The organism is Helicobacter sp. NHP22-001, assembly GCF_030270165.1.
Lineage (GTDB): Bacteria > Campylobacterota > Campylobacteria > Campylobacterales > Helicobacteraceae > Helicobacter > Helicobacter gastrofelis.
This window is the reverse complement of record NZ_BSWS01000027.1, coordinates 1-2,018: the sequence shown is the minus strand read 5'-3', so window position 1 is coordinate 2,018 and position 2,018 is coordinate 1. Positions and strand designations below refer to the sequence as shown.

Genomic DNA, 2,018 nt, shown 5'->3' with positions numbered 1-2,018 from the left:
CCGTTCTTACAAACCTATAAAACCGCATAAAATCCTATAAAATCCTATCAATAGAAAAAAATTTTAAAGATTGCGGTTTTTGTTGTATTCCTGTTTCTACCATGCTGGTTACTAAGCCATTTTTTGCAAAATCGCTCAGTAGAGCCGTCATGTCCGCAGGCGTTAATTCAGTGGGAACTCCACTTACTAAATGCCTCACTAGATTGACACTTGCGTTAAAATCTCTATCGACCACAACACCGCAAACACCGCACTTATAAACTCTATCGTTTAGTGTTAAGTCCGCCTTTTTATTGCCACAGCTAGAGCAGGTTTTAGAGCTCGGGTAAAAGGCATCGGCTCTTAAAATTTTCCGCCCATAATACTTTGCCTTATACTCTAAGAGCGTGTTAAAGGCGGAGATGCTGACATCGCTCAAAGCTTTAGCTAGTTTAGAGTTTTTAAGCATATTTTTGACTTTTAAACTCTCTAAACAAAGGGTTTTAGCGTGCCGCACTAGGGCGGTGCTCAGTTTGTGTAAAAAGTTATTACGGGTGTTGGCTATACGGGTATGCAATCGATTCAGCCGCAAGCTGGCTTTAAGAAAATTAGCGGACTTCTTAATCCCGTCATTCTTGGTTTTCGAATGCCGTTTTTTGCTAAGTTGTCTGCTAAGTCTTTTGAGCCGTCTTGCGAGCCTATTTAAGGGCTTGGGGGCGAAAATCTGTAAGCCATTAGATAGACTAGCAAAAGCCTTTATTCCTGTGTCAATACCTAGAGTGTGGTTGTTTGCTATGGGCTTATGGGTGCGGTTAAACTCCTCTTGTGTGGTGTTGGTTTGAATAGAAACATAAAACTTATCTCCTTTTTGCGTGATGGTCGCCCCATTAACTTTACCTTTAAAGCGTAGTTTTTCGGTCATTTTGATTTTAGGCAGGTTGGGGATTTTAAGATAGTCTTTTGTGCTGCCTTGAATGATTTTTATTTGGTCGCCCCCAATGTAAAAGCTCCCCTGATATTCTCTTTTGCGTTTAAAACGGGGGTAACTGACTTTACCCAATTTTAAATCTTTAAAGAACTTTTGAAACGCTAGGTTTAAGTGGTTAAAGGGCTGTGCTGTAGCGTATTTGGACACTTCATAGACAAAGGGGTAATGCGTCTTTTTAAGGGCGTTGAACTCTTTCTTTAGGGCAAAATGGTTAGATTTTATGCCCTTTTGGTAATTTTCTTTCCACTTCGCCAAGCCCCAGTTATAGGCAAGTCTTGCACAGCCAAAGGCTTTTTTAAAGTGTGTTTGGGCTTTGTTGTTGGGTTGTAATTCAATCTTGTGGGTCAGTTGTAACATTGTCCTCTACCACCGCCTGCATTTGTTCTAAAAGCTGTTTGTTTTTCTTGGAGCGTGCTCCATAAAGCCTAGCTGAGAATACTGTGATAATTTCCAACACATCTTTGGCTAACTCTTCTTCAAAGCGGACATTTTCATCGCCTTGATTAATGATAATCACCTCCACACCTTTAGCCTCACAAATGGCAAACACCAGCTCCGCACCAAAACGCAATAAGCGGTCTTTATGGGTGAGAACAAGCCTTTTTACTTGGCTTTCTAGGATAAGATTAAGAAGCTTGGTTAAGCCTTTTTTGTAATAATTCATACCTGAGCCTAAGTCTTGTATCACTTCATAATTAAAACCTAACTTAGAACAATATAACTCCAAAACCTGCACTTGGCGGATTAAGTCCTCTTTTTGGTCGGCACTAGAAACACGGGTATAGGCGATGGTTTTGCGGCTATCGTTATGAAAAACAATGTTTTTGTTGATATTTTTAAGGCTCTCTAGCTTGTATCTCCGCTCGCCGCCTTTTGTGTAGTTATCGGGTTTAAGTAAGCCTTTTTTCTCCCAATTTCTCAAAGTTTGGATACTGACACCTAAAATCTTGCTTGCCTATCCTATGGATAACAAATCATTCATGCCGACATAGCAGTACCTAAAAACTTAAAATCATATAAAAAATTTATAGAAAATTATAGGATTTTATAG

At 39.6% G+C, this 2,018-nt stretch carries 2 protein-coding genes; both read right to left on the bottom strand.

Annotation, left to right across the window (positions count from 1 at the left end; genetic code table 11):
- Window positions 1-34: 34 nt before the first annotated feature.
- Window positions 35-1,324, bottom strand: a complete 1,290-nt coding sequence (locus QSJ47_RS08060) for an RNA-guided endonuclease InsQ/TnpB family protein (RefSeq protein ID WP_285603008.1) — start codon at window positions 1,322-1,324, stop codon at window positions 35-37.
- Window positions 1,299-1,913, bottom strand: coding sequence for an IS607 family transposase (locus QSJ47_RS08055; protein WP_285603009.1), 615 nt, complete (start codon window positions 1,911-1,913; stop codon window positions 1,299-1,301). Before QSJ47_RS08055 ends, QSJ47_RS08060 begins: the two co-directional genes overlap by 26 nt.
- Window positions 1,914-2,018: the final 105 nt, after the last annotated feature.